The sequence below is a fragment of the Formosa sp. F44 genome (assembly GCF_056238645.1).
In genome coordinates this window covers 118,518-145,324 of record NZ_JBWDLJ010000005.1, presented here as the reverse complement: position 1 = coordinate 145,324, position 26,807 = coordinate 118,518, and the positions used below count along the sequence as shown (strand labels likewise).

The window sequence follows — 26,807 nt, the reverse complement described above, 5'->3', positions numbered from 1 at the left end:
TTCATCCTTTTATTTACCAAATAATATTATACGTTACACTTTGATTTCCTGCACTTAGTCCTACAACTAATTCGTCTCCACCATTTACATTTCTTATCACTGGAGTCGTACCGTTTTCATCAGGAAAATCTATAAAATAGTTTTCGTTTTTAATAATATAAGAACCGTCTGGTAGTTTCTTAATTTGGGCACCATCTGCTATTTTAAACCAAATAGGTTCACTGCCCTCAATTTTAATTAATCTTTTAAGACCTCTAACACCTTCTACAGGAACTATTTTATTTTCTATAGTAGTATTATTCATTTTAAATGTAAATGAAGGCATTCCCGATTTATCCAATTTGTATCCAATTTGTTTCTGAACCACTTGTGCTGGAATGGTATCTGGCCACACTGATTTTTCGTTTTCTAAAAACGCGAATTCTGGACCACCATTAAATGAAATATTAAAGTCGTTTGGAACACCTAATTGATCCATTCCTCGAACGTACCACATTGGTGTTGCATCTAACAATACACCATCCCATGCTTTTAAGAGCGACCCCGATTCTAAATCGTAAGCATAATTAACATTTTCTAAAGTTCCTACAGAAACAACATGCGTACGCTTTACACCGTTATGCATAAAATAACTACGCTGTGCAATAACCTCGTCTTCTACTTCAACGAAAATATCGTTTTTAGGATTTCTTACTCTTGGCATATAAGATTGCTTGGCAGTCAGGCTATGTTTTTCCATATTCGGACCTTCTACATAAAGTCCTAACCCAATATAATATCGGCTAATCTTATTGTAAATTAACTTAAAAGGCACTTGTCCTTTTTGAAGTGAAACGGTTGCAAAACGAGAAGGTTTATCTAACTGATAGTCTGCAATCGTATCTTTATTAACTATTAACACCCCCGCAGCACTAAGAAATTCCATATCGAAAGTATAATCTCCTGTTATTGGGATGTCTAAATTACCTGAGTAAACTAGAATTTTTGAGGCTCTTTTCCCCGTTGCCATTTGCGCCGAAATAGAATCTGTTTTTACCGTACGTAAAGGCGTTATTGTATCGAAGCTTGGCAGTATATCTGTACCACTATCGTACTCAATCATTTCTACATTAGATAACGTAACTCTTTCCTCTCCGTATAACTTGTACTTAATATTTTTTAAAGCAACTGGTCCGTGATCCCCTTGAATCATTAACGGTCCGAGTGGTTTCTCTTCATGTAGTTTTGTACCTCTTGTATATCCAGTTACTTCTACATTTTCATGTACTAACTGGCCATTAAGCCAAACTTCCTTAAATGTTGCATTTTTAATTTTTTCTCCAGCTTCGTTAAATCTAGGTGCGTGAAAAAGAATTTTTAGATGTTGCCATAATCCTGGAGATTTAGCCGCATTTATTTTAGGCGCATGACCTTCATATCCTTTTTCTTCTTTAGTATCGTCCCATCTCTGGTAAATACCGCCCATATCTGAAAAAGCTACATCTTTTACGCCCCAACTATCAAAAAGCTGTACCTCATATCTACCTTGTAAATAAATCCCAGAGTTAGACCCTACAGGCATCATGACATCAATTTCTAATTCGATGTCTCCATGTTCAAAATTTGTAAATAAATTCCCTCTTGATTTGGATGCTGGGGTACTTACCAATACACCAGTTCCAGCTGTACTTGTAATTGTTGTTTTCTGACTTCTGTCTACATAAACATCGCCTACAATTTGCCAGTTCGAACTAGGTTCTTTAAATGCAGACATGTCTGCTAAACTAACCGTTTTAAAAGGCAGGTATGTTAACGGCGCTTCTACAATTTTTGCACTTTCGGCCTTTGGTTCTTTGTTTTTTTCTGTACATCCAACAAATACGAGTTGCATTAATACAATGAAAAGAAATACTGTTTTCTTCATAAATTTAATTTTAGTTCGATCTAATTATCAATAAAAATTTAAAGGTTAATCTTAATATTTTTCAATTTTAAACATTTCTGTTTAAACTAGTAAAGCGTGTCGTGTCGGTTAAATTGCAATGTGCCTAAAACATCTGCGTTACGAGCGCCTTACAAAACTAACAATCCCCATGTGTTTTACTCATACTGACTTAAAAATTGAAACCCTGAAATCGATTAGTCATGAATGCTTTAGTTTAAAAATAGAGCGCCATGATTACACAACTTCAGGGTAACAAACATGTGGTTAATTACGGGGTATCAAAAACTATTATTTTATTTCTTTAATCATTAATTTTCCCATTTTATGTCCTAACCAAATATTGGATTCTGAGTTAAAATGAGTATTATCTTTTAAAGTTTCCAACTTATCTGTATTAATAATGCGCACATGCTTATCGGCTTTTGCTACCCGATCCTGCGCCGCTTGCACCACCTCTGTATAATCGAAAACCCAAGGTGTTTCTCTTAAAAGTCCTATTGAAATACGTCCCATTACAATTGGCAACTCGGGTTTGTCCATTTGCAACCTAACATCTTTATAAAGTACTTTTAAATTATCTTCATAAGCATTGGCCCATTCTAGAGTTTCTGCGTCTGATTCGCCTTGCATCCATAACATACCACAAACTTCGTAAGGTATGTTTTGCTTGTCTAACTCCGCTAGCCCATTATTAATATTTCTAAGAAATGCTTTATACATATTTTGCTCCGGAAGCCAGTGTTTCCACAACTTGGTGCCACCACCAGAGGTTTTAATTATGGCAATGGTATAATTCGGGTATTTTTTAGCTAAAAGATGAGTAAAGGCAACTTCTGGACCGAATTTATACTTTCTTCTTTTAGAGAACGAATCGGTACGTAAAGTGACCCATTTTTTTTCCTTATTATCCCAAATCATACTGTTTTTGGGAGCAACAAGATACTCTTCTGGAAGCTCTTCTCCCTTACCAGTTCCATCCATATTAGACTGTCCTCCTAAAATAAACACTTTAACAGGCAAGTCTTTTTCTTGACTTTGGCTAGGCCAAGCAATTAAGAATACAACCAATAAACAGTATAAAGAATTTCTAAATTTCATAACTATAAACCCTAGTTTAATTTAACATCGACAACTGTCGTATCGTTATATTTTTTCTGTAAATCTAATAATTCTGTGTATAGTGTTTGAGTAATCTCATCGTACCCTTCTTTACCATACAAATTATCTACTTCTCCGGGATCTGCTTCTAAATCGTATAATTCCCATTGGTCGATATTGTTATAAAAATGTATCAACTTATGTTTATCTGTTCTTACACCATAATGTCTTTTAACAGCATGTGGTCCTGGATATTCGTAATAATGGTAATACACCGATTTTCTCCATTCGTCGTTATCAGTCTTATCGTCTAATATAGGTAGTAAAGATTCTCCTTGCATATCTGAAGGAATTTCTACACCTGCTAAATCTAAAAATGTAGGTGCATAATCTATATTCTGAACCAACTGAGTTACTGTACCTTTTTTAATTTTTGAAGGTAATTTCATTAATAACGGTGTACGGAAAGATTCTTCGTACATGAAACGTTTATCAAACCAACCATGCTCTCCTAAATAAAATCCTTGATCTGAAGTATATACTACAAGTGTATTTTCGTCAAGACCATTTTCTTCAAGGAAATCTAAAATTTCTCCAACACTATCATCTACAGAGTCTATACATCTTAGATAATCTTCTAAGTAACGTTGGTAACTCCATTCTAATAATTCTTTACCTGTTAATTTGGCTTCTTTATAATATGCAATTTCTTCTGCATAGGCAGCATCCCAAGCAACTCTTTGTTCCGGTGTTAATCTAGCAATTTGAGCCTCGAAATATTTACGTAAAGGTCCGTCGATTTCACCTTCTTTATCCAACATCTTTAAATCGTTAACTGGACAGAAATTTTTCATGTGCATTTTTTGAGTTGCAGCGGCTGTTCTTCCTTCGTAGTCGTCGTAAAAGTTATCTGGAATAGGGAACTTAACATCGTTATACTTATCTAAATATTTAATTTCTGGCATCCAACATCTATGCGGTGCTTTGTGATGCATGATAAGTGCAAAAGGCTTAGTGGTATCTCTTTCCTTTAACCAATCTAAACTATATTCGGTGATTAAAGAGGTTACATAACCTTCTTTTCTAGACTTCTCTCCCATTTCGTTAAAATCTGGGTTATAGTAATCCCCTTGACCCGGTAACACATTCCAGTAATCGAAACCTGTTGGATCACTCCCTAAGTGCCACTTTCCAATTAAAGCTGTTTCGTAACCTGCACTTCTAAGAAGTTTTGGAAATGTTTGCTGACTTCCATCAAATTTAAGACCGTTAATACGTTGCCCATTTTCATGAGAAAATTTACCTGTAAGCATAACCGCTCTACTTGGCGAACATATAGAATTAGTCACAAAACTTTTTGTAAACTTCACGCCTTCGTTCGCAATTCTATCGATGTTAGGCGTTTGATTTAACGCTCCATTATAAGCACTGATTGCTTGGTAACCATGATCGTCCGTCATGATGTATACAATATTAGGTTGCTTAGCAGGAACAACTTCTTTTTCTTTTACAGTCTCTTTACACGAAGTAAAACAGGTGCTGACTAAGAAAATACTAAAAATATATAAGAGATTTTTTTTATTCATAATGTGGTAATTATGTGTTGTATTGATTTTAAGATAATGGATAAAGAATGCCTTTAATCTATAGTTCTTTTAGCTTAATATTTTTAAACCAAATTTTACTACCGTGATCTTGTAATCCAATAAATCCTGTTTTAGATTTCCCGTATGCTGGGTAATTTTTCCATTTTCTTTTCTGAATATTTTCATTCCAAGCTGCATCTCCTGAAGTAAACTCAACAATCTTTTTACCGTTTAGGTAATGTGTCACTTTACCATGGTCGAATACGATTCTTGTCGTGTTCCAAGTGTTAATAGGATTTAAAACTTTCTGAGATTCATCGGCTGGTGTCATAGCATAATCTGCTCCAGTAGAATTGTAAGGTGTTACACCTCCTGGAAAACCTAAATCGTCTATAATTTGATATTCTGGTCCTGAATAATATGTTGCAGCCAGAGAAGGATCTTCGTTAATGTGATATAAAACACCACTATTACCTTCTGGCTCTAATTTCCACTCTAATTTAAGATCGAAATTTTCGTACTTTTCTGTCGTTACTATATCTCCTAATTTTTCAGACCCTGCGCCTTCAGTCATTAAAGTTCCATCTATAACTTTCCAAGATGCTGGCATTTCGTCTGATTGATAACCTCTCCAACCATCGGTAGATGTTCCATCAAATAATAATTTCCATCCGTCAGATTTTTCTGCATCTGTTAAGACATTATCCTTAGGAGTTCCATCTCCACACCCTACAAGAGATACAAAAGAGGTTGCCAATAAGAATAAGAAACTACTTTTCTTTACTAAATTTTTCATTTGTTTTTTTGGTTTGAGTTTATTAAAATTTTAAGTCGACTTTAGCTAGCCATTTTCTGCGAAGGTATTCTTCTATTCCTTTACGCTCCCAGTCTTCCAACGCTCTATTTATTACAATAAATTCGGCTAAATCTGCTTCCCAAAGACCTTGTGTTCTTTTAAGTGGAATTCCCGATTTAGAATCCAGTTGCACTGTAAGAAGACAGTAGTCCATAGGGTTAGGTGTGGTAAAAGGATTTACTTTTTTACCATTCAAGTAAACACTTCCGTTTTTAGTTTTTTCGCTTGTTTTACTTTCGTCGAAAAGAGATGCTTTGGTGTTTTCACTTTTCCCCATTAAGGTTTCTAGTCCCTGAAACAGAGAAGATCCTGGAAAAGACATACTGCTTTCCTTGTATACCATAATAACAGTTTGGTAATCTTTTATCTCTTCGTCTATAATGGATAACCACACCTGATCGAAACCAGCCACACCTTTTCCATTTAACTTATTAGGTTCGTATTTTGTAAACAATGCATTAGACGATCTTCGTGATTTGTCTTTCCAAGCAGACACGGGACCTCTTGCAGGTGCTACAACATCTTCTTTTCTATCTCCGTCTATATCGGTAGCATCTAGCCAAAATAAAACACTGCCTCGTTCCAACTCAGATGGGTCTATAGCAACGGTTCTTTTATCAGCAAGATCTCCCACAGCAAAACCAATTCTATTTACACTTTCTGCATGGGTTAAATTATTTTTTACAGCCACATAGTAATTTCCTTTTGTCTTCGGAGAGAATGTAGTTCCTTTAGAAATAGGAGTCTCGTAAGACTCTTTGGTGCGATTATTAGCGTCTTTAGCGTACCATTTATAGCTGTAATTTGCTATTGGGTTTTCTATTTTCACTGTATGTTCGCCATCAGTAGCAAAATCGATGTGATCGACTTCGAAAGCGTAAACTTCAGGAATTGTAATGGTCTGATGAGAAACTAAATTATTAGCATCTGTAACCACAAAACTATAATCGCCAGGCGCAAGATTAATACTTTCGTTTTCGTTAACAGCAATTAATTTTGCACTCGAAGGCAATCTAAGGTAATCTAGATTTGGTATAGATTCTCCGTTAGACACCACACTTACAGTATTAAAACCTTCCTTTAAATACACTTTTACAGTAGCGTAATCCCAGCCTGTAAAAAGCGGACGTGTCTGATTAAAATGCATTAAGTCTTTTTGAAGTTTACCATTAACAGAAATCTGTGCATTGGATCCTTTTAGGTCTATTCCTGCATAAATAACTTCTACAGGATACATACCGCTGTTCGCTACCTCAACATTCCAAGTCACTTTACCTTCATTGCCTTTAAAGTTTACAAACGTATTTTCGCTGGCATTAAAAAATGTTTTTATATCGTGCTCCGGGATATTGAACGTTGCCTCTTCGGCTTCATATATTTGATTTGCTCCATACTCGTACCTTGCATTTTGCCACTGTACATTATAAGGTGCCGTTCCTCCAGAAAAACTCAAAGCAACAGAACCATTATCTTTTCCGATATCTGAAGCTTTTATATCGGCTAAAACCGTTATTTCTTTAGCATTCTTTTTAGACTTGCTAGACTTCTTAGCTCCACTTAAACTGCTTTCGTAAATGCTATAATGAGCTTTAGCTGTTCTAAATTCACTATCTATAATTGTTACATCGTAAATTCCAATACCTACATTCTCTAAGCTTTCAGAGGTGCTACCGTCCGACCATATGTAAGTGTAAGGTGCTTTACCTCCAGAAATTTTAGGCGTTATACTATTGGAAGCAGTTACTTTTTTATCTTTTTGCTTAGCACTTAAACGTACCGATAACTCTTTAGCCGAAGATGTAGGAGCCGTATTTGTGATGGTCCAAGCCACATCGAATTGAGGAAACACTGCGAATGGCGGGTCTGGTTTAATGGTTGGCGTTTCGTCTGTTATGGAACAAACCAATTCGTAATTAGAAATCTCACCAAATTCCACATCTAGTTCTGATGTACCTGTAGCAATTAATTTACCATTTAAATACCATCTTGCAACCTGTGTGTTAGGCTCTGGTTTAATATGATCGACCGAAAAATGCATTTTCTTTTTTCCGCTTATACTAATGGTGTTTGTTGAAGGTGTAAAACTATTAACAGGATCGACCAAATCGTAAGCACGCATAGATACTCGCTGATTACAAATAGGACACATATGTTCGGTATTATCAAAAACACCTGCTCCCATTATACAACCCTGAGCTGTAGAACGGTAATAATCTACCAAGTGATATTGATTCCCTTCAAACGCTCCAATTTTATCTTTATACTCTGCTTCGTATGGAGTAGGTAATGGTGTCGAGGGATCGACCCATTTTCTCCATTTCATCTTTTCTCTTTCGTATTCTAATTCTGCTGCATAGGTTGGGAACGCAGAAGTTCCTGTTGCTCCAGTAGTATACTCGTCTCCTAAACTCATACACGTATGAGAGATTTCGTGTAACATTTTACCAATACCATTCCCAGCAATAACGGCTGTACCATATCTGCTTTCCAGATTTCTAGCCGCACCACCACCACCACTTTCTCTGTTTGGCATAATTAAGAAAGTAATCCATCCTCTATGCTCATCTTTCCAAGGTAAAAATAGTTTATCACGCATGGCATCAATTTCAGGAATGCCTATACCTACTCTAAACTCCGGCATATGTGGTGCCCAAAGTCCGTATACATTAAAAAACTCTTTATAATGAGAATAAGCCGTTTGTGCTTTTGGATCTCCATAGGTAAGGGCAGCAACTAACGACTCTTCAATATCTTTAACAAATTCACCTCTCATTTCAGGCGAATTATAAGGTGCTTTGTCGCTAGAAGTCCACTGATTTACAATAACAACGTTAATCCTGTTATCCTTATCACCTGTGACACTAATAGGGATTAACTCCGTTTTCTCCATGAACTTATCTATTTGAGACTCAGTCCAAGGTTCATAAGCCACTCGCTTATTTTGAGAGTGGCTATGAAAAATCAATAAAAAACTTAAACAAACAAAAACAAACCATTTTTTCATATATAGGAGGCACTTTAACTATAAAACACGTATAACTTTTTCTTAATCTTTAGTTCTTTGAAAAAAGTGGAACTTATGGCAGACTTCATTCAATATTAAAAACAAGTTATTAATATCGTATTTAATACATGCTATAGATTATTTGTTTCCAAAAATAATAAGTTAGACATCCTTTATTGGTTAAAAAATTAACCAAACATAATACTATCTTAACTAAATTTAAGAAAGCGTTGCTTTATTGATAAAAATATTAACGGTTTTGATTACTAATATTTCTTTATAAAGTATGCAAAATCCAATAAAACAAACTTGAAAGAACAGAGAAAAGAAACTTAATATCGGACGCCTATAAGATTGTTTCTGGTTGTTATAGTTAGGCCATCATAATAGTTGATCAATAAAGAAATAACGTTACAATTTCCTCTTATAGCTACGATAAAGACAACACCTTAAAAAATATAAAACGAAAAAATCCCAGGCTAAACCATTAACCTGGGATTAAAAAAAACTCAAACACTACATGAAAAATTTTCTGTTTATTAAAAAATTAACCAAACAAAATAAATAGAAAATATTTTAAACGTTTCACATCTATTAAATATGTGTAACGGTTGGGAATCTTATTATAACTTCCCACGTTCCTGGTCCGTTGATATCGAAATTGGTTCTAAAGTTTAACCAATATCTACCATTTATTGGATCGTAATCTTCATTATCGTCTAAATCACCAAGATAACCTTCAGGAATATGGTAATACATTAACGGGTTTTTATTATACCACGTATAGTAAGGAAAAGGCGTTACAGGAAAATGAAATATAGTCGCTTCATCTGTAAATTCTGTACCTACAGAAGAATCTTCGTAAGATGGTAAATTAAAACCTGGCCAGTTCCCTAGAACCTCCCCTGTCTTAGGATTAAACGGCGTACCATTCTTATCTATAACCTTAAGTATAACCGTTACTCCTGGAGACGCTTCGTCAGAAATTTTTGTTACCGTATTAATTTCACTTGTACCATTTTCTAACAGCTCCATATCTTCAGTAACATTATATATGGTTTTAACCGGATCTAAACTTCTCACTTGTATACGTGTACCTCCAACAAAAGTTACAGGTTTAAATGGTGTAATTTGCACTTGCCCAATATTTGGATAAACATCTGATCCGCGCACGTTAGATATTTTTAAATCAAACTCATATTGTTCTGCTTCTGCAAATTGTGTATTTGCATTCCAACGTATTTCACCGTTTACAGTATTAAAAGCGAATGCCGGAACATCTACATACACCAACTTTTCTTCTATCTGTGCCAATGTACTATCGGTTTCGTAATTATACGGTTCCAACCAGTTTACTATTGGTCGCTCTGTTAACAAGTCTTCTGCTATTTCTCCCGTTTCTTTATTTCTAATTTCTAGCATTTCGACTGTAAGTGGCTTTGTCGATCCGTCTGGTAATAATTTCCCAGTACTCATATCTGTACCTGATTGTACGTACAATACAGGGTTCTCATATTTTATATAACCACTTAAATAACCTGTTTCAACTTCACTACACGCCGCTATAAAAAAAGACAGAGACAATGCAGCCATTATTATTTTATTTGTTTTTTTCATAAGTATATTTTTTAGTTTTCAACAAAATGATTTTGTATGAAATAGAACATGGTATGACTATTTTCCAACACGTGTATCACCCCCGTATTAGTTTGAATACCCGAAGTTTGCGCTCTTTCAATAACATCCAATTCTTCGTCTGAAGGAATTGATCCTGACGCATCTAAACCAGCACCTCTAATAAATGTGTAATACACATATTCAGGCCATGTACTTACCTGATTTGTATAAGTATCATCAACAGCAATTAATGCCACGCCAACATCGTTACCTAATAAGGTTTGATATACCTGAGTATCTTCTACCATGTCTGTTCTATTTATTTTACCTGGCACGATATACATTTTCAAAGAATCTCTTAACGTCTCTACAGGAATATCTTCCATAGACCATTCTACAAACGGATCTTGAGCAAGTGTATCTTGACCTTTCTTATCTAAATAATTTTTTATAGAAAAATCTGTTGGCGGAAAAAAGGTAACATCTCCGTTAATCTCATCTTGCAATCCAGCACGATCTATAAGAAGAACCAAGGTATCAAACACTGGATTTGTTTGTAAGTACTCGTAAGTCGTCATATCTACATGTGGATCATGCACACCACCATCTATAAGGTAATCGCTTTGTTCACAACCAACAAAGCCGACTGCTACTATAAATATTAAAAGAATATATTTTTTCATATGTCTTATCATTTTAAAAAATTAATAATTGATAGTTGCCCAGAATGGATTCTGTACTAATAATGGATTATCTATGATATACGTAGATGCTACTGGCCAATAATAGCCTCTTTGCTCTTTACGGTCTGCTCCCATCCAAGAAATATCATCCCACTCGTCATTACGTATTCTATCAAAATAAGCATGTCCTTCACTTATAAGTTCTCTAGTACGTTCTAAATAAATCTCATGTTGTAAATCTGTATCTGCACCGTCAAAGTCCGGAGCGCCAGCTCTAGTTCTTATAGTATTTAGCAGTGTTCTTGCTTCTCCATATTGTCCTAGTTTCGCTAAAGCTTCTGCTCTTAAAAGCATAATGCCCGATAATCTAAATAACAAGGTGTTACAAACACCATGGGTTGTTGCAATGGTTTTATTCGCTTCATCCTCATAAACCACACTCGCATATTTTAAAGTAATAGGACGTTCAGTTTCCCAGAAACCAAAGAATCTTTTTATTCTTACATCTGTAGTATCGTACAATGGCTCTACCGAACTCTTAATAATATTTAAAGTAGAACCTTTTTCGTTATAGCCAGGAATGTCTATATAAGGGTAATACGCTGTTCTTTGCGCCATACCATTATTCGAGTAAGACTCACTATCTTCGTAATCGATATTTAATTCGAATACACCTTCTGTAGAGCGTCCGATAAACATATTTACTACTGCTAAAGAATCTGTATAATCTACTAAAGAATACCCTCCTTGATCAATCATATTACCTGCAGCTACTTCAGATTCTGCCGGCTTATCCATCCAAAGATACACGTGTGCCATAAGGGCTTGAACCGATCCTTTGTTTCCTTGTACTGCCCATTCTACATTTCCAAACACCCCATAATCAAGATATCCTTCTGCAATTTTTAAATCTGCTATACATTGCTCTAAAACCTCTAATTCTGGATTTTGAGGTACATTTACAATATATCCATCGTCTGTTAATACATCATTAACTTCTGTTACTGCATCTAATACTAATGGCACATCTCCCCATACTTTTACCATATAGAAATATGTAAATGCTCTTAAAAAGTAAGCTTCTCCTAGAATTTTTTCTTTTCCTTCAAGACCATCGTCAAAAAGAGATTCGTCTAATTTTGCTGTTTCTTCAAGAACAAGGTTACACTGTGCAATAATCTTATAGAACGGCCCCCATTGCATTTCTCCCATACTAGAGTTTGGAAAACTTGTAGTTCCAAATTTCATTTGGTTTGTTGCTGTTTTATACCTTACCGTTGTACCGTTTAGTTCTCCCCAGGTTAAAAATCTGTTTCCTGTTAATAAGGCTGTACGAAGTAATGCATACCCGCCCGCTAAGGTTTGTTGCGCGGCACTTTCTGAAGTCCAAAACACGTCACCATACGTTTCGTTAATAGGCTCCATTTCTAACCAATCGCTACAGCTATTAAATAGCAGACCAGACATAACAAAAAGCGCTATTATTTTATATTTAAGATATTTCATATATATATTTTTAGAAGTTTTTTATTAAAATTTAACATTCATACCTAAAGTAACCTTACGAGGTTGTGCATAACCCGATCCCATATCGTAACCGGCAACATTTACACGTTCTGCATCTGGACCTGAAAATTTCTGAAATGTAGCTACGTTAGTCATTGTACCATATACACGTAACCCTTTAAATCCGATTCGCTTTAGTAAAGCTCTATCAAAATTATAACTCAAAGTCACACTACCAATCTTAAAGTAATCTCCATCTTCTAACCAAATAGACTGTTGGGTTCTGTTATTTAAATAATTATTTCCACCCGGATCTAAAGACGCATATTTAGTAACATCTCCTGGTTGTCTCCAATAATCGAAATTACTAAGTACAGGTGTATTGTAATTTGACCAGTTGTAAGGAATCTGACTTGCATTATCTTTACTAATACCCCATAAACTAGTTACTAAGGTTTGGTTAAATATTGTTCTATCTGCAGTGAAACTTGAAACGATACGTAGGTTCCAATTCTTGTAAGAAAACGTATTTGTAATACCACCTACATATTTTGGATTTGGATCTGCACCTGGAATCACAATATGATCGTCTCCAAATTCTATAATGTAATCTCCATCTACATCTACATAGCCATAACTACCTACTTTTGTAGATCCGTTATACTGTATTGGTAATAAACCTCCTGTATATGGATCTACTGGAATGTCGTCTATCGTACTATACACTTCTCCCGTATTTTGTAAGAAGTAATACGAGTTAAGCGCCTCTCCTACTGTTAAACTTCTCGTTCCTGTTACCCAGTCACGGTTACCGTTTGGCAATGCTGTAATTTGATTGGTGTTATGCGCCACGTTAAATCCTACTTGCCATTGAAAATCTTTGGCTGGATCGAAAACATAAGCGTTTAAAGAAAATTCCCAACCGTAGTTTCTAACACCAGCGATATTTGCTTGAGATTTATTATATCCGCTTTCCACAGGAAAATCGACATCGAATAATAAATCTTCGGTTTCACGATTATAAATTTCTGGTGTCATAAAAACTCTACGATTAAACAACTCTAAGTCTAATGCTAAATTCCATTGCTTAGAACGCTCCCAAGATAAATCCTGGTTAGCAATTTTATTGTAATTAGGAGTAACCACTGTTGTACCGTTATAAGATGATACCGGACGTGTACCAGTACCTAAACCGTAACCAGCACTACCTGTATCGTACGTATTAAAACGTAAATAATCGTCTGAAAACTGACTACCATTTACACCATAACTTGCGTATAATTTCCCAAAACTAATCCATGGTAAAGCATCCTGAACAAAAGACTCTTCAGAGAACACCCAACCTGCTGAAATAGCAGGGAAATATCCCCATCTTGTATTAGAACCAAAACGAGAAGAAGCATCTGCTCTAAAGTTTAAATCGACTAAATATTTTTCATCAAATCTATATCCTAAACGTCCCCAGAAAGAAAGCATTCCATTTTCGGAAAATGTACTTCTACCAAAAATATCTTCCTGATCTATACCTGTAACCGTTTGTATTTGATCACTAGCTGAACCACGACCACCTACTCTAACTAAATCACTCTGATTATAGTTAAGAGATGTTCCTGCTAAAGCATTAAAAGAATGAACCTCCTTGTATGTTTTTGTATAAGACAAGAAGTTATCCATATTTACGTTTTTAGTACCCGTAGTTGTATACTCCGCATAAGACTCTCCAGAAGAGTTTATTGTAGATGGCACAAAATAATCTCGCTTTGTAGAGTTAGTTGAAAGCGATACCGTGTTATTAAAATACAAACCTTCAACAAGTTTAGCTCTTAACGTATTACTAAACGACACCGTATAGTTAATATTCACATTTCTAATATCATCGTACCTTCCTAATAATGCAGACTCTTCTAAAGGCGACATATATAATAAAGAAGAATTCATTCGCAGCGGGTTAATAGGAAATGTTCCTGTAGATGCATTCGTGTTTCCTAAACCTGTTTGCCTATCTACATACCCTAAACGCACAACCGTTTGGTTATCTATTTTATCATTTATTTTAATACCTAAGTTAATACTTGCCGAAATACGAGAAAACCCAGTACCTACAACAATACCTTCTTCGTCGTAATATCCAAGATTTACTCTATAGTTAGATTTTTCTGAACCTCCCGATACACCAAAATCATAGTTTTGGATAATTCCTGGTTGATAAAATAACCCTTGGTAGTTTACATTATTATTAAATGCTGGATTTAAACTATCTGAAAGAATCATTGGCACATTGTCTCTAATTCTGTCATAATTCCAGTAATTGTTAAGTAAATCGTATTTCGCAGCGCGTTCTGCAGTACCAGTTTCAACATCTACTAAATCAGGCGTATTAGAAACTCCTAAATAGGTATTAAATGTAAAAACAGGCGCTCCAATTTTACCTCTTTTTGTTTTAATAAGTACCACCCCATTTGCTCCACGAGAACCGTAAATCGCAGCCGCGGATGCATCTTTTAAAATATCTATCGATTCGATATCGTTCGGGTTAAGTGATGCAAGGAAGTTTGTATTTGTAGCATCAAAACCTGCTAAATCTTCAAGGGTAGTTGGTACACCATCAAGGACATATAACGGATTAGAAAACCCAGTACCTCCAGCACTTAATTCTCCATCTATATCTGAAGATATATTTGTATTACCACGAATTACGAACACATCTTTAACTCCTGGTTCTCCAGATAAAGATTGAATGTTAACCCCTGCAAGTTGCCCTTGTAAAACATCTTCGAAAGTCGACGCTGGAAAGTTCTCGATATCTTCAGCCTTAACACTTACAATAGAAGCCGTTGCATCTTTTTTCTTGATAGATTGGTACCCTACAACTACAACTTCGTCTAAACTTTCGTTTTCTTCTAATAATGTAACATTTACTTCAGTCTGTCCGGTTAACGCAACTTCTTGAGTTACCATTCCCATATAAGCAAATACTAAGGTCTTATGCTGTATAGGCACATCAATAGTATAAGTTCCATCGAAAGATGACACTACACCAATAGAGGAACCTTTTAAGTAAATAGTTACTCCTGGTAATGTAACACCATTTGCGTCTACGACAGTACCTGTAATAACCGTGTCTTGAGGCACGAGCTCTTCAGATTTGTTAACATCGCCATCAGTAAAACTAGTAATCTCATTGGGAGGCACACTAGACGCCATTGCACTCACACTACTTATAAATAAAAGCAAAACGGCGACATGCGTGACCATATTTTTATTTATTGCTAGTAGTCGCAATAATGAGATTTGTTTGTAACAGTGGTTTTTTTTCATAATTAAGTTGGTATTTAAATGATTGAATAAATCTTTTTAATGTTGGTAAATTAAGTTTGACTATCTGTTTTTTCTCTGCATTTTAATTGTGTTTTCTTAATAAAAATCTAAATTATGTTAAATATTAACATTTCCTTTATCTAAAATTAACAGAAAAGCATACTATTTTAACAAAAGACTATCTAGGTTTTATATATTAACCTCAAACTATACTATTTTAACCCTTCCTTTATAATATAGTATTAAAAAGAAACTCTATTTTACAAATTCATCACGACTTAATCAGTATTAATGTTAAATGCATAACACCTCACCAACACCTGTATGCAAACACCTAAAAATTCTCATTAATGATTATAGTTTTCCACACAAAACGAGATACGTTTTAGCAGTGACAATTGGACAAACTATAAAACTTAAAATCCACCACTACAACACGACATTTACAAACGCACTTGAGTAAAACAAATCCTTGTTTTTTTTTCCCAAATACGAACCACTTACACGCCACACTAAACATGGGTTTTAAAACATATGATTTTGAAATATGATGATAGACTAAGAATTACACATCATCACGGTAGCTCTAACAGAAGAAGAAGAAGAAGAAGAACTATATAAAAAGAAAAAGGTAGCGATTTAACATCGCTACCTTAAAGTATATTAATTATTACATTATTAAAACAGACTACAGTGTTTTAACAAATTGTATTTTATTTCTATTTCGCAATACGTTGCGCCAATAATTTACCAGCTACAGAATCACATTTTTTAGCATAAAAATCTACAAGGTCACTGTATTTTTTATCTAAAGCCAGATTATTTACCTCGTTAAAATCTTCCTTTAAATTATACAACTCAACAAATTCTGGAGCCGCCTCGTATCTGATAAACTTATAGGTATCGTCGCGAAACGCTTCTGTTTTTGGAAGCAAAGACTCTCCCTCTCTTTGGTGCTCGAAAAATGCTGATGTACGCCAATTAGAAACATCCTTATCATAAAAATCGACTAAACTTTCACCTTGATAACTTTCAGGAATATCTACTCCTGCAAGATCTAACAATGTAGGTGCAATATCTAGGTTAAGCACCATCTCGTCGAATGTTTTAGACTGTGAGGATTTAGGTTCTCTTGGGTCGTATATCATTAAAGGCACACGAAGCGACTGCTCATGCATTAACCATTTACCAGAAAAACCACGTTCTCCCATATAGTACCCATTATCTCCCATAAATACAATTACAGTATTATCGGCTAAACCTTCTTCTTCTAACGTTTTTCTAATTCTACCAACAACACCATCTACAGTACTAATCATTTTATAATAACCCTTTACCATCTTTTGAAATTTCTCTGGAGTATCATATCTCCAGTACCATCTTTTTCTATTCATGGTATGTTTCATAAATTCAGGAAGTGCCGCAAAAAACTTAGGATCGGCTGTTTCAGGCGTAGGAATGGTATCGTTAACATACAAACTATCTACATACTTAGGCCAAAAATATTGCTCTTCAGCCCCATCGTCTGCGTGAGGCGACCAAAATGACAACGACAAACAAAATGGTTTTCCTTTTTCCGATTTAATAAAATCGATGGCGTGATCGCCATTAATATCGGCTAAATGCTTTTCTTCCCCATCCACTTCAACCAAATATGGCCAGAAGGTTTTCTTCGTTGTATCGAATAAAGAGTCTTGGATTCCTGGATTAAGCTTAACACCTAACTTACCTATTAACCCTGTTCTGTATCCCGCCTTTTTAAGTAAATACGGATAACTTTCATACATATAACCATCTTTTAACTTAGGTTTCCCAAAATTAAAATCGTGTGTTCTCTCATATAAACCCGTGAATAGAGTCGCTCTACTTGCCGCACATATAGGCGTGGTTACAAATGCATTCTTAAAATACAATCCAGATCCCGCCAACTCATCCATATTCGGTGTTTTTATTATTGGATTACCCGCAAATCCCAAAGCATCCCAACGCTGATCGTCTGTAAGAATAAAAATGATGTTTGGTTTTTCTACTTTTTCAGCAACAGCAACTTCTTCCTTTTTTTTAGTGTCGCAGGCCGTAATAAAGAACAAGTAACAGAATATAGGTATGAGCCTAAATAATTTTTTCATGAATTTAATTTTTAATTTAATTTGATTTTTGAAATGCATCAATCAAAGAGCACAACGTTTTGTTTATAATTATCTTTTAAAAGACGATCTGGTTCTGAAGCGACGTAGTCTTTTACTTCCGCCTGGTCTGCCTCACCAACATAATTTACATATAGAAATGGAGAAGTAAGCAACTTGTCATTTTCATTAAGTTTAAAAAAAGCATTAAGACAAGTCGTTCCTGCTTTTAAATTCACTTCGAATTTTACGCTAGCCATATCATTAACAATCGGACTTGTTTTAGATATATTCCCGATGTTTAAAAACGCGCTTCCAACTTCTGTTTTCGCATCTCCTTCTTTATATTTCACTATATTTCTACCAGATTCCTTTGGCGATCTAGCTACTCCAATTTCGTATTTTCCATCACGAGCAACATTAATCACCCATATTTTCTTCTTATCACGCGTATGAGCATCATGCGGATAAAGTGTTACTGGATTCTCGTAAGGCGTTCCGATATGTATTTGAGCATATTCATCGAAATCTACAGAGACATCTTCCCACCATTCATTATATCTTTCGTACAAATCTGCAACAATTTCGGGATGTTCGTCCACGACATTGTTTTTTTGACCGGGATCGGTTTTAATATTATACAATTCGTCTTTCCTTCTTTTTACTAATCTCCACTCATCTGTTAACACTTGGTATTCTTTATCCTTTACAGGATATTCCACACGTTGATTATGCACTATAATGGAACGGTCGTCCTTCCAAGTTTTTTCATCTCCATTTAAAAGTGGCACTAAACTTCTACCATCCATTTTCAAGTCGCCATCTACTTCTAACTGACATAAATCTATTAAAGTGGGCATAACATCAATATGCCCTGACAAAGCACCGATATCTTTTCCTCCTTCGATATTTCCGTTTGGCCAACGTATAAAAAATGGCACATGGTGTCCGTTTTCGTAACCCCAAATCTTACCACCACGCATACCATCGGTATATCCTTCTTCAACAAAACCTGTTTCAAAATCTATTACCACACCTCCAAACCAAGGACAAGGACCATTATCTGTCATGAAAATTACAATCGTATTTTCCTCTAGCCCCATCTCTTTAACTTCCTTAAATAATGTAGCCACATCTTCGTCTATTTTACTTACCATACCATAATAATTGGCAATTCTATCGGAAACTTTCCCTTTGTATGGTTCCACATATTTATCGTCTACTATAAGTGGCGCATGTGGTAAATTTGTTGGAATGTAGCAAAAGAACGGTTTGTCTTTATTTTTTTTGATATAGTTTAAAGCTTGATCAAACCATACTGTATTACAGTAACCATCGTATTTTTCGAACTCCCCGTTATGTTTATACGTATCGTCTATATAATTATTACCCCAATAATCTGGATTCTGACCAACACCGCCACCACCATGGACAATTGATTCTTTAAAACCACGATCCATTGGACGAAACGGATAGTTTTCTCCCAAATGCCATTTTCCAAACACAGCAGTCTCATAACCATTATCTTTAAACACCTCCGGCATGGTAACCATACCTTCTTTTAACAACGATCGCCCACCGATTGTGTGCCAAACCCCTGCACGTGCAGAATAGTTTCCAGTTAATAAAGCAGATCGCGTTGGCGAACACGACGGATCTACATGAAAGTCTGTAAAACGCACACTTTTACCATAAAACTCGTCTATTGCAGGTGTTTTCACATAGGGATTCCCATGCGCCCCCAAATCGCCATACCCTTGATCGTCGGTCATTATTAAAATCACATTAGGCCTTTTAACCTCCGATTTTTCTACAATTTCTTTATTTTCAGTTTTACAACCACTACAAAAAATTGATAAAAAAATCAATAATGGTATAAGCTCATATTTTTTCATTCTTATGTTATCTGGATTCAAATTTAAAGGCACAACGACTCGTATTTAAGACATAGCGCGCTTATATTATTTTTTTGGATTAGTTAATTCTAAATTCATCATCTTATCTAACACCAAGGCAACTGCACCAATTGTTGTGGCTTGATCGCCATGAGTGGCTGGTAAGATTTTAACTTTCGCACTAGAAGGCAGTAGGTATTTATTTTTTTTGCTCTCAATTAGATCAAATAACAAATTCCCATTTAAAGACACCCCTCCACCAATATAAACGGTTTCCGGATTTAATAAATTGGAAATAGCCCCGATACCTTTACATAGATATTCAGCTACGTCGTTATATATTTTAAGAGATGCAGGATCGTTTTGCAAGGCCGCAAGCGCCACTAGCTCTGCTGTTATGAGCTCCTTATCTCCTCTAGCAAGTTCTTTTAATAACTCAGATTCATTATTCTCTACCGCAGCTTTACCTAAAGATGTAATTCTGTGACCGGAAGCTAAAGCCTCCAAACACCCATACATACCACACTTACACTGCACCTCACTATCGGTATCTACAGATATGTGGCCAAATTCGCCGGCAAACCCAGAATACCCTTTAAGCAGAGTACCTTCGACCACCAAACCAGACGCAATACCATACCCCATGTTAATGATTGCGAAATTTTTCTGATTCTCACGAATTCCCATGTTCAATTCCCCTAACGCCATTAAACGCGTAGAGTTATCGTAGAAGAATGGCAAATTTAATCGCTTATCTAATTCTTTACCTAAATCGATATTTGTCCATCCAAAATCTGGAGAAGATTCGATGATTCCAGTTTCACTATTTACTAAACCGGCAACACCTAATCCAACACCCCAAATCTTATCGTCAGGATTCTTTCGTTTCTGAAATTTCTCTACAATTTTAACTAACTTTTCAACAATACTTTCAAAACCTTTCTCTAACTCTGTCGATACTTGCATTTCCGACACAAAATTAGCATTTAGATCTACCAAGCATCCCCTAATATATGTAGCTCCTAAATCGATACCAATAAGGTAATTATTTTCGTTTTTTAATTTAACTATTAAAGGCGGTCTCCCTCCACTAGAATCTCCTAGCCCTATGCTTTCAACCAGTTGGTCTACATGCATAAGCTCGTCTACCAACCTAGTTATAGTTGGCGGTGTTAATCCAGATTTTTTCGAAAGTGCAGATCTGCTAATTTGAACATTATCTTTTATCAGCTTTAAAATCACTTTTTTATTTGTGAGATGTAAAAGTGCAACATCCATCTTTTTATACTCTTTACTCATATATAGCGATACTTTTTAAAGGCATTAAAGTAAGTTTTTTTTACAATATAGCACAATTAAATGAAAACTATTATCATTTAAATGACTACACGAGGTTTAAATATTTAAAATCTGTATAATTAAATCACAACAACCAGAATTTTAAATGCCACGATAAACATACATATAATATTGACTTTCAACAACTTAAAAACCCTATATTTTATCACTAATACTTTGTGATACATATTATAAAATTTTGAGATTTTTATTAAGACTTGATCAAATAAGCTATTATAATTCATGTTTTTTCTTAAAATATTTAGAAATACACAATGTTAAAACCAAAACCGGATCAACTCACACACGATTCCTAAGAGCCTTTGCGACACACTTTTAACATTCCATTTTATTACAATACTCTACTTAAACACCTTATATCAATAAGAATTAGATCTCGAGATAGTCACGTACTTTAACGAAGAATATTGCACTTAAAACCCTACAGTATTACTGCAATCTATCTTTTTAAGCCCTTAAAAATAACTGAATTTCAGAATATAAATCCTCTATAAACACCCTACTTTAAGCTAATTAATTTACTTTTTAATACTTTTAAAATAAATGTTCTACCTCAACAAAATCAGTGCCATATACGCCACTTAAACCAATAATTATATATAATTACATAAAGACTACCACGTCTTCGATTGTTGTATTACAATTAACTAACACGCCAAATCATGCCTTAATCAACACAGCGTAGTTCACTGTTTTTATAAACAAGACAGACTTTAACACATGGGAGTGCCTACCACACCGTTCCTACAAAACCGGTGAACGCCATTACATGTCGACTATTGAAGAGTATTACGACATGGGTACAAATGCAATCGTCCCTCTGAATACACTTTCAGAAGGACGATTATTTTAATTTTTGATACAGACAGCGTGAAGAGATATCACGTGTCTTGAATTATAATTTACCTAACACTACACTAGATTTAGCTTTAAGTCAGCTCCATTATTTTATCTTCAACAATCTCTGAAGTATAAAATCCTAAGAAGCTATAGGTTCTTACTGTAGTTAAAAAAGTATAAAGCAGATAATCTTGTTGTAGGGATTTAGGCAACAGTTTATAATCTGGAGTATCTAAAAGCTGAAAGACTTTATCTTCTTTATCCTTAGGCACATTCATGTAAAGCGCAATAAAAGCTTCAAAATCTTCCTTAGAACCATTGGCAATGTTCTTATCGAATTTCTCTTCAAATCTTGCTATAAATACTTTAGATCCCAATTTAACTTCGGATTGTTTCTCTTCATCTAAAACCGATTCGGACATCATGTCTACAAATTGAGCTAGATTTAAATCTTTACCACCTACAATTGATGTTTTAGGCAAGTATATATCGACTAAATTATGGACAACCTTAATCTCTGAAGGATCGTAAAAAGTAGATACCCATCCTGTTTTTGCATCCTCTGTACACGATCCAAAAATACTTAAAACTGTAGACGCACTAACCGTTGCTCCAAGTGCGAAAAGCATATTTTTAACGGCGACTCTTCTTTCCATAATTAAAATATTTCGTTTTTAATTTGAGTAGCGGCATGGTTTGCGGCTCTAGCCGATAAAGCCATATAAGTAAGTGAAGGATTCTGATTTGCAGAAGACGTCATACACGCCCCATCTGTAACATACACATTAGGCACAGCGTGAACTTGATTAAATTCATTAAGCACAGATGTCTTTGGATCTCGCCCCATTCTAGCAGTACCCATTTCGTGAATAGCATGCCCCAACCATAATGATTCGGTATGATTATACCCTTTAACGTTCTTAAAACCGGCTTGGGTTAACATTTTAATGGCTTCTTTCAACATATCTTCACGCATTAGCATTTCGTTTTCCTTAAACTCTGCATCGAACGTTACTGTTGGTAAACCCCACTCGTCTTTTTTCTCGTAGTTAAGGGTCATTTTATTTTCATGATAAGGTAAACATTCTCCAAAACCAACCATACCAATACGCCATGTTCCTGGTTTTAAAAGTTCGTCTTTTACTTCTTTACCGTAACTTAATTCTTTAATACCACGTTTCCAATCTGTACGACTAGCACTTCCTTGAAAAGAATATCCTCTTAAAAATTTATTCTTAGAATCCTCAGAATCTCCTATGTTTCGGAATCTTGGCACATGAAAACTTGTTGGTCTATTATTAATATAACTAACATCCGAAAACTTATCGGTTTCGGCCGTAGCTCCAACTCTAAAATGATGATCCATTAAATTACGTCCCAGTTCCCCACTATCGTTACCCATTCCGTTTGGAAATCTTTCGGATTTAGATTGCAACAAAATACTTGTAGAGGCTATAGCAGAAGCACAACAAAAAATAACTTTAGCCTTATACTCGATTTTTTCTTTTGTTATGGCGTCAATAATTTTTACTCCTGTGGCTTTTTTAGTTTTGTCGTCGTATACAATTTCGTACACCACGGAATTCACTCTTAATGTCATATTACCGGTTCTTTCGGCAGCAGGTAACGTTGAAGAATTACTACTAAAGTAAGCGCCTAAAGGACACCCTCGCATACATCTATTACGATACGCGCAATTGTACCGTCCCTCATGCTTGACATCGCCAGTTAGGTTAACAAATCGCCCCATGGTTAAAGTTCTATTGTCGTATGCCTTAGTTATTTCACTTCTAAAATGCTTTTCGACCACATTTAGCTCCATCGCTGGAGAAAAATAACCATCTGGTAATTGAGGCAATCCCAGCTTCTCGCCACACACGCCTATAAATTTTTCTACTCTTGTGTACCAAGGATCGATATCTTTATAACGTATAGGCCAATCTACACCTATGTTTTCTTTCTTATTAGCTTCAAAATCTATATCACTAAAACGCAACGCTTGCCTTCCCCAAGTAAGAGACCTTCCACCTACGTGATAGCCACGAATCCAATCAAAGCGTTTTTCCTCGTTATATGGATGTTTTAAATCGTCTACAAACCAATGTTTGTAAGCTTCTTTGGTAACAAAACCCGTACGGTTTTGCTTCTCTTGCTTTTTAATATCTTCGGTAGTTGCTTGTCCTCTATGCTCAAACTCCCAATCATCTTTTTCAGCAGTCGGATATTCTCCATGCTCTACCATTCTACCACGTTCTAAAACTAATGTTTTTAGGCCATTTTCACATAATTCTTTAGCGGCCCAACCACCTGAAATACCAGTTCCAATAACAATGGCATCAAACTCCTTTTCCAATTGTAAACTATTTTTTTGTTAAAATAAAATCTATTATAGCATAATTAATAAGTAATCACGCTGAGCTATTAAAGCTATATTTTTACAGCCACGGAAAAGAACTCCATAACTACTGTAAACCCGCTTTAAACTTAGTGCAAATAAGCAAAACACACAAATATTTAACGTTTACCACATGGGTCTCACCATTAAAATTTGGCCTATGTATTTACACATAAATATTCAAAATCACACCTAGATTCTGATATTCGCATTATTTTAATTTATAATTACTTTTACGGCTTTGTATTCAAAAAAATTATATTAAAAACACAACAATTCCTTTTTGAAAAAAAAACACATCCGTAAAATTAAAATTTTCTATCTGGGTGATAAAAAGACACATCTAACGACACTTTTTTATCTGAAACCATTTCTGAAACTAACTTTCCTGTTGCTGGCCCCAAGCTCCACCCCATCATAGCGTGTCCCGTTGCAATAATTAAATTATTACATTTAGACGATTTACCAATGTATGGCAATCCGTCTGGCGAGCATGGTCTTAAGCCACATTGTGCCTGTTCTTTTTCTTCTGAAGTAATTTCTAAATGGTTATAATAATTTTTAGCAGCCGCTGCAATAGCATCTACCCGTTTTGGATTTATAGTATTATTAATCCCTGCTATTTCCATGGTACCCGCAAAACGTGTAAAACCATCCATAGGTGTAACCGCTACTTTAGCTTCACATAATATAGCTGGAATGGTAATATGAGTTTCTCTATTTACGTTTATTCTGTAACCTTTTCCTGCCTGAACAGGTATTTTAACCCCTAGTTTTTTAGAGACTAACGGACTCCAACTTCCGGCGGCTAGAACCACCTGATCGGGTTGTAATGTCCTCTGATCTGTAACAACTTCTGTGATCGTCTTATTTGTAAACTTTAAGTCGGTTACAGTTTCATTCTTATGAAAAATAACTCCGTTTGCTTTTAAATAAGCCAGCATATCTTTCATAAAATAATTAGGAGTCATGTGCGCATCACAATCATAATACACAGCACCTTTAACATTTAAATTGGCATGAGGTTCCAATTCCTGAACCTCTTTAGCCGATAAGTTTTTAACCCCTAAACCTTCCTGAATACCACGTTGTCCAACATGCCATTCTTCTTCTCCAACCTCATCAGACTTATAACACATTAAAAGGCCTTTACGTTCGTAATGGAAATTAAAATCGGCAGATTGTTTTAAATCCTCGTAAAGATCTCGAGAAAATAAATTAATATTTTTAATCGCTAAAATAGACTTTTCAACTTTGGCCGGTGTTGCCGATTTTTTAAACGCTAAAGTCCAATTAATAAAATCCATATCTAATCTGGGTTTTACGTATAACGGACTTGCAGCATTAAACATCCATTTAATTCCTTTTGTAATCATTCCTGGAGCCGCCAAAGATATAAAATGACTTGGCGTTATATATCCGGCATTTACATGAGATGCCCCCGATGCCATATCTGATTGATCTAAGACGGTGACTTGATGCCCTTCTTTTTGAAGGTAATATGCAGAACACAATCCCGTAATACCTCCACCAATAATTACAATATTTTTACTCATTTAATAGGTATTTAAATCACTTGAAATCCATGTGCATATGGATCGTCTTTATCGTCAATACTAATAGTATTATGGCCGTAAATTCTTGCCCATCCTTTAATAGAAGGAATAATCGCTAATGTTCCGTTTAAAGATGTTTCTTCCTCTACGCGACCAATAAATGTCGAGCCAATAAAACTTTCGTGTATAAAATCTTCTCCTTTTTTTAATTTCCCTTTAGCGTGTAATTGTGCTAATCTAGAAGATGTTCCTGTACCGCAAGGCGATCTATCGATCGCTTTATCACCATAAAACACGGCATTTCGTCCAGAAGATTTTGGATCTATTGGTGTTCCCGTCCACATAATATGAGATACATCTTTAATGGTAGGATCTTCTGGGTGGATAAACATATCAGGATATTTAAGATTGATTTTATCTCGAATAACCTGAGAAAACTGAATTAATTTACTCGCCGTAAAATCTTGAACTCCAGAAAAATTATCTTGAGCATCTATAATTGCGTAGTAGTTACCGCCATAAGACACATCGAAGGTTAGTGCGCCTAGCTCGGGACAATCAATGGTTAAATTTTCCGCTGCTAAGAAACTTTTTACATTAGTTAATTTAACCCATTTTACCTTACCATCTAGTTCCTGATACTCAATATCTACTAATCCAGCGGGCGCTTCCATTCTAATTTTTCCTGGTATTTTAGGGACAACTAAGCCTTCTTCGATAGCTATAGTTACAGAACCAATAGTCCCATGACCGCACATGGGTAAACATCCTGAGGTTTCGATAAATAGAATTCCAAAATCGTTTTCCGGATTATTTGGCGGGTACAAAATACTACCACTCATCATATCATGACCGCGAGGCTCAAACATGAGTCCTTTACGAATCCAATCATACTCTTTTAGAAAATGTTGTCGTTTTTCGCTCATGGTAGCGCCATTCAACATTGGCCCACCTGCTTCCACCACTCTTACTGGGTTTCCGCAGGTATGCGCATCAATACATTTAAAGCTGTTTTTCATTCAATTTTATAACCGCTAAATTTTC

16 protein-coding genes are annotated in these 26,807 nt (G+C 35.3%); all 16 read right to left on the bottom strand.

Going from position 1 to position 26,807, the window contains the following annotated elements; all coding sequences use genetic code 11:
- Positions 1–13: 13 nt before the first annotated feature.
- Positions 14–1,903: a 3-keto-disaccharide hydrolase gene (locus tag AC0UBM_RS15860; protein WP_475689276.1), complete on the bottom strand. Its 1,890-nt coding sequence runs from the start codon at positions 1,901–1,903 to the stop codon at positions 14–16.
- 309 nt (positions 1,904–2,212) lie between these two features.
- A complete protein-coding gene (locus AC0UBM_RS15855) occupies positions 2,213–3,022 on the bottom strand; it encodes a sialate O-acetylesterase (protein ID WP_475689275.1) in 810 nt (269 codons plus the stop codon).
- Positions 3,023–3,033: 11 nt separating this feature from the next.
- Complete coding sequence (locus AC0UBM_RS15850) at positions 3,034–4,608, bottom strand: sulfatase family protein (RefSeq protein ID WP_475689274.1); 1,575 nt, start codon at positions 4,606–4,608, stop codon at positions 3,034–3,036.
- 58 nt (positions 4,609–4,666) lie between these two features.
- Positions 4,667–5,404 carry a 3-keto-disaccharide hydrolase gene (locus tag AC0UBM_RS15845; protein ID WP_475689273.1) on the bottom strand — a complete coding sequence of 246 codons (738 nt, stop codon included), beginning with the start codon at positions 5,402–5,404 and terminating at the stop codon, positions 4,667–4,669.
- A 22-nt stretch (positions 5,405–5,426) separates the two neighbouring features.
- Positions 5,427–8,354: a M64 family metallopeptidase gene (locus tag AC0UBM_RS15840; RefSeq protein WP_475689272.1), complete on the bottom strand. Its 2,928-nt coding sequence runs from the start codon at positions 8,352–8,354 to the stop codon at positions 5,427–5,429.
- A 708-nt stretch (positions 8,355–9,062) separates the two neighbouring features.
- On the bottom strand, positions 9,063–10,085 hold the full coding sequence (locus tag AC0UBM_RS15835) for a hypothetical protein (protein WP_475689271.1): 1,023 nt from the start codon (positions 10,083–10,085) through the stop codon (positions 9,063–9,065).
- 11 nt (positions 10,086–10,096) lie between these two features.
- Positions 10,097–10,768: a fasciclin domain-containing protein gene (locus AC0UBM_RS15830; RefSeq protein WP_414035397.1), complete on the bottom strand. Its 672-nt coding sequence runs from the start codon at positions 10,766–10,768 to the stop codon at positions 10,097–10,099.
- 21 nt (positions 10,769–10,789) lie between these two features.
- Positions 10,790–12,274, bottom strand: a complete 1,485-nt coding sequence (locus tag AC0UBM_RS15825) for a RagB/SusD family nutrient uptake outer membrane protein (RefSeq protein WP_475689270.1) — start codon at positions 12,272–12,274, stop codon at positions 10,790–10,792.
- Between the two features lie 24 nt (positions 12,275–12,298).
- Positions 12,299–15,529 (bottom strand): SusC/RagA family TonB-linked outer membrane protein, encoded by a 3,231-nt coding sequence (locus tag AC0UBM_RS15820; RefSeq protein ID WP_475689269.1) that lies wholly within the window; start codon positions 15,527–15,529, stop codon positions 12,299–12,301.
- A 782-nt stretch (positions 15,530–16,311) separates the two neighbouring features.
- The gene (locus AC0UBM_RS15815; RefSeq protein ID WP_475689268.1) at positions 16,312–17,721 is read right to left on the bottom strand and encodes a sulfatase family protein; all 1,410 of its coding nucleotides are present in this window, start codon (positions 17,719–17,721) and stop codon (positions 16,312–16,314) included.
- Positions 17,722–17,759: 38 nt separating this feature from the next.
- Complete coding sequence (locus tag AC0UBM_RS15810) at positions 17,760–19,502, bottom strand: arylsulfatase (RefSeq protein WP_475689267.1); 1,743 nt, start codon at positions 19,500–19,502, stop codon at positions 17,760–17,762.
- A 177-nt stretch (positions 19,503–19,679) separates the two neighbouring features.
- Positions 19,680–20,912, bottom strand: coding sequence for an ROK family protein (locus tag AC0UBM_RS15805; RefSeq protein WP_475689266.1), 1,233 nt, complete (start codon positions 20,910–20,912; stop codon positions 19,680–19,682).
- A gap of 989 nt (positions 20,913–21,901) precedes the next feature.
- Complete coding sequence (locus AC0UBM_RS15800; protein WP_475689265.1) at positions 21,902–22,468, bottom strand: gluconate 2-dehydrogenase subunit 3 family protein; 567 nt, start codon at positions 22,466–22,468, stop codon at positions 21,902–21,904.
- A gap of 2 nt (positions 22,469–22,470) precedes the next feature.
- Complete coding sequence (locus tag AC0UBM_RS15795) at positions 22,471–24,165, bottom strand: GMC oxidoreductase (protein WP_475689264.1); 1,695 nt, start codon at positions 24,163–24,165, stop codon at positions 22,471–22,473.
- Positions 24,166–24,515: 350 nt separating this feature from the next.
- The gene (locus tag AC0UBM_RS15790) at positions 24,516–25,763 is read right to left on the bottom strand and encodes an NAD(P)/FAD-dependent oxidoreductase (RefSeq protein ID WP_475689263.1); all 1,248 of its coding nucleotides are present in this window, start codon (positions 25,761–25,763) and stop codon (positions 24,516–24,518) included.
- A gap of 11 nt (positions 25,764–25,774) precedes the next feature.
- The gene (locus AC0UBM_RS15785; protein ID WP_475689262.1) at positions 25,775–26,782 is read right to left on the bottom strand and encodes a 4-hydroxyproline epimerase; all 1,008 of its coding nucleotides are present in this window, start codon (positions 26,780–26,782) and stop codon (positions 25,775–25,777) included.
- Positions 26,783–26,807 lie beyond the last annotated feature (25 nt).

What these genes read in the sequence shown, in the direction of transcription:
- AC0UBM_RS15815 (WP_475689268.1), bottom strand. Translation starts at nt 17,721, where the DNA reads ATGAAAAAATTATTTAGGCTCATACCTATATTCTGTTACTTGTTCTTT.
- AC0UBM_RS15845 (WP_475689273.1), bottom strand. Translation starts at nt 5,404, where the DNA reads ATGAAAAATTTAGTAAAGAAAAGTAGTTTCTTATTCTTATTGGCAACC.
- AC0UBM_RS15820 (WP_475689269.1), bottom strand. Translation starts at nt 15,529, where the DNA reads ATGGTCACGCATGTCGCCGTTTTGCTTTTATTTATAAGTAGTGTGAGT.
- AC0UBM_RS15860 (WP_475689276.1), bottom strand. Translation starts at nt 1,903, where the DNA reads ATGAAGAAAACAGTATTTCTTTTCATTGTATTAATGCAACTCGTATTT.
- AC0UBM_RS15840 (WP_475689272.1), bottom strand. Translation starts at nt 8,354, where the DNA reads ATGGAGAAAACGGAGTTAATCCCTATTAGTGTCACAGGTGATAAGGAT.
- AC0UBM_RS15800 (WP_475689265.1), bottom strand. Translation starts at nt 22,468, where the DNA reads ATGGAAAGAAGAGTCGCCGTTAAAAATATGCTTTTCGCACTTGGAGCA.
- AC0UBM_RS15805 (WP_475689266.1), bottom strand. Translation starts at nt 20,912, where the DNA reads ATGAGTAAAGAGTATAAAAAGATGGATGTTGCACTTTTACATCTCACA.
- AC0UBM_RS15835 (WP_475689271.1), bottom strand. Translation starts at nt 10,085, where the DNA reads ATGAAAAAAACAAATAAAATAATAATGGCTGCATTGTCTCTGTCTTTT.
- AC0UBM_RS15830 (WP_414035397.1), bottom strand. Translation starts at nt 10,768, where the DNA reads ATGAAAAAATATATTCTTTTAATATTTATAGTAGCAGTCGGCTTTGTT.
- AC0UBM_RS15785 (WP_475689262.1), bottom strand. Translation starts at nt 26,782, where the DNA reads ATGAAAAACAGCTTTAAATGTATTGATGCGCATACCTGCGGAAACCCA.
- AC0UBM_RS15855 (WP_475689275.1), bottom strand. Translation starts at nt 3,022, where the DNA reads ATGAAATTTAGAAATTCTTTATACTGTTTATTGGTTGTATTCTTAATT.
- AC0UBM_RS15790 (WP_475689263.1), bottom strand. Translation starts at nt 25,763, where the DNA reads ATGAGTAAAAATATTGTAATTATTGGTGGAGGTATTACGGGATTGTGT.
- AC0UBM_RS15850 (WP_475689274.1), bottom strand. Translation starts at nt 4,608, where the DNA reads ATGAATAAAAAAAATCTCTTATATATTTTTAGTATTTTCTTAGTCAGC.
- AC0UBM_RS15825 (WP_475689270.1), bottom strand. Translation starts at nt 12,274, where the DNA reads ATGAAATATCTTAAATATAAAATAATAGCGCTTTTTGTTATGTCTGGT.